Genomic DNA, 3,896 nt, shown 5'->3' on the forward strand with positions numbered 1-3,896 from the left:
GTCGGCCCCGGCTGCGAAATCTTCAGCCCCTCCGGCGTTTGAGGAGCGGGGGTTCGGGGGCTGGCCCCCGAGTAGTGACGGGAATGGGTAGGGGCGGCGGGGGCGAGATCAAGCCTTCGGCTCGCGCGGGAGCCCCAGTACCTTTTCCGCGAGGATGTTCCGCTGCACCTGGGACGTCCCGGCGTAGATCGTGCCGGAGAGGGCGATCAGGTAGGTCGTCGACCAGGACGCCGAGGAGTTCGCGGCACCGGGATCGTCGGTGCGGTAGGTGCGCAGGGGCGGCCGTCCGACGGGAACCTGGCCGTGCAGGCCCATGATGTCCATCGCCAGGTCGGTGACCTTGATGTGGTACTCGCTCCAGTACAGCTTGGCGATCGACGTCTCGGGGCCGGGCTCGGCGCCCTTGAGCCAGCCGGTGAGGATCCGGTAGCCGAGGAAGCGCATGATCTCGACCTTGGACCAGCACCAGGCGATCCGCTGCCGGATCACCGGGTCCTGGTCCTTGCCGTACAGGCGGGCCAGCTCGACGAGACGCTCGACCTCCGCCCGGAAGAGGATCGGATTGGTCGCCGCCTCCTCCCCGCGCTCCACGCCCAGCAGACTCTGCGCGACCGTCCAGCCGTTGTCGACACCGCCCACGACGAGGTCGGCCCGGGTGCGGGCACCGTTGAAGAAGACCTCGTTGAAGTGGAGCTGCCCGCTCATCATGCGGAACGGCCGGACCTCGACACCGGGTTGGTCGAGCGGCACGAGGAGGAACGAGATGCCGCGGTGCTTGGATGCGTCGGGGTCGGTGCGGGCCAGGACGAAGATCCAGTCGCTGTGGTGGGCGCCGGAGGTCCACACCTTCTGCCCGTCGATCACCCACTCCCCACCGTCACGTACCGCGCGCGTCCTGAGGGACGCGAGGTCCGAGCCCGCGTCCGGCTCCGAGTAGCCCTGGCACCAGGTGTCCTCGCCGCTGAGGATGCGCGGCAGGAAGTGGCTCTTCTGCTCCTCCGTACCCCAGCGCAGCAGTGTGTTCGCCAGCATCTTCACGCCGAAGGTGTCCTGCGGCAGACCGAACGGCACGCCCGCCAGGGCCAGTTCCTCCATCAGGACGACCTGGTGGAGTTTGGACAGGCCGCGGCCGCCGAACTCCTTGGGCCAGGTCAGCGAGAGGAAGCCGTGCTCGGCGAGCCGTCGGCGCCAGTCGCGGGCGAAGGTCCATGCGGCCTCCTCGTCGAGGGCTCCGATGCCCTTCCAGCCGGTGGGCAGGGCATCGGCGAGGAACGTCTTGACCTCGGTGCGGAACGCCTCGGTCTCCGGGGGATAGGTGATGTCCACCTGCAGTGCCTCCTGCGCTCGGCCGGCCCATCGCGGTATTGATTGTTTCAGTGTAATAGGTTATCTATTTAAGAGGAATAGCGACGAGCCAGGGCGGGCTGACATGGGACTGCTGGACGGCCGGAACGCCGTGATCACCGGCGGCGCACAGGGCATCGGCTTCGAGATCGCCGGAGTGCTCGGTGGTGCGGGCGCGTCCGTCGTCATCGGCGACATCAACGAGGTCGCCGCGGCGCAGGCCGCCGAACTCCTCGCCAAGAACGGCGTGGCCGCCACCTCGCTGCGCTGCGACGTCACAGACGAGGGCGAGGTCGCCGCTCTCGTCGCCCATGGCACCGACGTGTTCGGACCGGTCGGCGTCATGGTCAACAACGCCGGGATCACCCGCGACGCGACCCTGCGCAAGATGGCCCTCGCCGACTTCCGCGCAGTCGTCGACGTCCACCTCACCGGAGCCTGGAACGGCACCCGGTACGCCGCTGAGGCCATGCGCGCCCACGGACAGGGCGGCAGCATCGTCAACATCTCCTCCATCGCCGGCAAGGTCGGCAACTTCGGGCAGACCAACTACAGCGCGGCCAAGGCCGGACTCGTCGGCCTCACCAAGGCGTCCGCCAAGGAACTGGCCCGGGCCGCCATCCGCGTCAACGCCGTACAGCCAGGCCTCATCCGTACAGCGATGACCGAGGCGATGCCCCAGGCCGCCTGGGACGCGAAACTCGCCGAGATCCCCATGGCCCGCGCGGGCGAACCCGCCGAGGTCGCCCAGGTCGTCCTCTTCCTCGCCTCCGACATGGCGAGCTACATCACCGGAGCCGTGGTCGAGGTGACCGGCGGCCGGTACATGTGACCCCGCTCCCCGCCCGACCCGTACCCCTCATGAAAGGCACGACGGATGCCCGCCCTCTTGCGTGACGCGGTGATCTGCGAACCCCTGCGTACCCCGGTCGGCGGCTACGGAGGCGTCTTCCGCGACGTGACGGCGGCCGAACTCGCGGCCACGGTCGTACGCGCCGTGCTGGAACGCACCGGCGTACCGCCCGCCGCCGTGGACGACGTCCTGCTGGGCCAGTGCTACCCCAACGGCGAGGCCCCGGCCATAGGCCGTGTGGCCGCGCTGGACGCAGGATTGCCCGTGGAGGTGCCGGGCCTCCAGATCGACCGCCGCTGCGGCTCCGGACTGCAGGCGGTCATCACCGCCGCGATGCAGGTGCAGACCGGCGCGAGCGACCTGGTGCTGGCCGGCGGCGTCGAGTCCATGAGCCAGGCCGAGTTCTACACCACCGACGTGCGCTGGGGGGTACGCGGCGCGGGCACCACGCTCCACGACCGGCTGGCCCGCGGCCGGGTCACGTCCGGCGGCGTCAACCACCCTGTTCCCGGTGGCATGTTGGAGACCGCCGAGAACCTTCGGCGCGCGTACGGCATCCCCCGCGAGGAGCAGGACCGTCTCTCCCAGCGCTCGCACGAGAAGGCCGTCGCGGCCCAGCGGGAGGGCCGGTTCGCGGACGAGATCGTCCCCGTCACCGTACGGACCCGGAAGGGCGAGACGGTCGTCGACACCGACGAACACCCGCGCCCCGGCTCGTCGTTGGAGAAGCTGGCCTCGCTGCGTCCCGTGCTGGGCCGGCAGGACCCCGGGGCGACCGTCACCGCCGGGAACGCCAGCGGGCAGAACGACGGCGCCTCGATCTGTGTCGTCACCCATCCCGAGCGCGCGGCCGAACTGGGCCTGCGCCCGCTCGGCCGCCTGGTCTCCTGGGCCGTCGTGGGTGTGCCGCCCGAGACGATGGGCATCGGACCGGTGCCCGCCACGGCCAGGGCACTGGAACGGGCGGGACTGAAGCTCGCCGACATGGACCTGATCGAACTCAACGAGGCCTTCGCCGCCCAGGTCCTTGCCTGCACCCGTGAATGGGCCCTGACCGAGGCCGACTTCGACCGGTTCAACGTCAATGGCTCGGGTATCTCGCTGGGCCACCCCGTCGGAGCCACCGGCGGCCGCATCCTCGCCACCCTGCTGCGCGAACTGGACCGCCGCCAGGCCCGCTACGGCCTGGAGACCATGTGCCTCGGCGGCGGGCAGGGCCTGGCCGCGGTCTTCGAACGGCCGACGCACGCACACAACGCGCTCAACGCTCCTGGAGGACGCTGATGGCCGGACTGATCGCATATGGCGCGTACGTGCCGTACCACCGCCTGGCGCGAACGGATGTCGCCGCGGTCCTGGGCACCAAGGCGGGCAAGGGAACCCGGGCGGTCGCGGGCTACGACGAGGACACCACCTCCATGGCCGTCGAGGCGGCCCGCGGAGCCCTGGCCCTCGACGGGCTGCGCCCCCGCATCGGGCAGCTCTTCCTCGCCACCGCCGCGCCCGCCTACCTCGACAAGACGAACGCGACCGCCGTGCACGCCGCGCTCGGCCTCGACGAGCACGTCCTCGCCGCCGACATGGCCGGCTCCGTACGCTCCGGCCTCGGCGCCCTGGTGACCGCCGCCCGTTCCCCCATCCCGACCCTGGCGGTCCTCTCCGACCTGCGGACCGGGCTGCCCGGCTCCTCCGACGAGGC

3 protein-coding genes and 1 pseudogene are annotated in these 3,896 nt (G+C 70.8%); 3 read left to right on the forward strand and 1 reads right to left on the reverse strand.

All coding sequences use genetic code 11. The features are described 5' to 3' along the window. Window positions 1-108: 108 nt before the first annotated feature. Window positions 109-1,326 carry an acyl-CoA dehydrogenase family protein gene (locus O3Q52_RS50145; protein ID WP_269655092.1) on the reverse strand — a complete coding sequence of 406 codons (1,218 nt, stop codon included), beginning with the start codon at window positions 1,324-1,326 and terminating at the stop codon, window positions 109-111. A 103-nt stretch (window positions 1,327-1,429) separates the two neighbouring features. On the opposite strand from O3Q52_RS50145, the gene fabG reads away from it, so the two are divergent. The 3 genes and pseudogenes from fabG to O3Q52_RS50160 all read left to right on the forward strand — a co-directional run. Next, a complete protein-coding gene (gene fabG / locus O3Q52_RS50150) occupies window positions 1,430-2,176 on the forward strand; it encodes a 3-oxoacyl-ACP reductase FabG (protein ID WP_269655093.1) in 747 nt (248 codons plus the stop codon). 45 nt (window positions 2,177-2,221) lie between these two features. After that, the gene (locus O3Q52_RS50155; RefSeq protein ID WP_269655094.1) at window positions 2,222-3,481 is read left to right on the forward strand and encodes an acetyl-CoA C-acetyltransferase; all 1,260 of its coding nucleotides are present in this window, start codon (window positions 2,222-2,224) and stop codon (window positions 3,479-3,481) included. After that, window positions 3,481-3,896 (forward strand): annotated as a pseudogene (locus O3Q52_RS50160) (hydroxymethylglutaryl-CoA synthase); the annotation flags it as partial. The gene O3Q52_RS50155 and the pseudogene O3Q52_RS50160, both read left to right, overlap by 1 nt.

The sequence above is a fragment of the Streptomyces sp. ActVer genome (genome assembly GCF_027270795.1).
Taxonomy (GTDB): Bacteria; Actinomycetota; Actinomycetes; order Streptomycetales; family Streptomycetaceae; genus Streptomyces; species Streptomyces umbrinus_A.